A 654-nucleotide genomic window follows, 5' to 3' on the forward strand; every position below is an offset into this window, starting at 1 on the left:
CAGGTGCCACCCCCCGACGAAACCCTGATCCGCATCGCCATGCTGGAGGCGGAACTGAAGGGCAAGGATCAGCGGATTGCAGACTTGGAGCGGGACCGCGACGAGTGGAGGGCGCAGGCCCAGGAGCTGGCCCGCCGCGATGCTCCCCAAGAGCAGAGCGCCCCTGCGCCTCCGCCCCGCCGCTGGTGGCCCTGGCACCGCCGCTGACCTCCCCCCGGATCAACCTGCGGTCGCCGTCCCCCGATAACGAGTTTTATGTCATGCAACCCGCAAGCAACCCACGCGCGGCGCGGTTGTGCCAGGATAACGGCGCAAGCTATGCTCGAGGCGCACCTAGAAACCCAAGAGGAACCACGCATGTCAACCCAATCCGAAGACTATCAGAACCTCGAAAAGCTCGAGCGGCAACTGGTCGAAGAACGCCGCTTTGAGGTCGCTAGATTGGCACGAAACGACATGAGTCTAATGGATGCCGGTCAACGGGTCATTGAGTTGAACGCCATGCTCGAGGCGGTCAGGGCCGCGAAGAAAGAGGAATACGAAATCCAAGGCATTTCTGGGATGATGGGTTAGTCCCGGCAAATGGATGGGGCCGGTGCAACATCCCGCTGCGACCGGCCCCTGCCCAGACGCGGGCGATGCGCTTACACGCGC

2 protein-coding genes are annotated in these 654 nt (G+C 63.1%); both read left to right on the plus strand.

Features of this window, described 5'->3' with window-relative positions; all coding sequences use genetic code 11:
• Positions 1-207, plus strand: a 207-nt coding sequence (locus CK240_RS18825; protein WP_205957917.1) for a hypothetical protein, incomplete at its 5' end; no start/stop codon positions are given.
• A gap of 150 nt (positions 208-357) precedes the next feature.
• Complete coding sequence (locus CK240_RS17735; protein ID WP_095641555.1) at positions 358-573, plus strand: hypothetical protein; 216 nt, start codon at positions 358-360, stop codon at positions 571-573.
• The last annotated feature ends 81 nt before the right edge of the window (positions 574-654 follow it).

This window comes from Paracoccus salipaludis (assembly GCF_002287065.1).
Taxonomy (GTDB): domain Bacteria; phylum Pseudomonadota; class Alphaproteobacteria; order Rhodobacterales; family Rhodobacteraceae; genus Paracoccus; species Paracoccus salipaludis.

What these genes read in the sequence shown, in the direction of transcription:
- CK240_RS17735 (WP_095641555.1), top strand. Translation starts at nt 358, where the DNA reads ATGTCAACCCAATCCGAAGACTATCAGAACCTCGAAAAGCTCGAGCGG.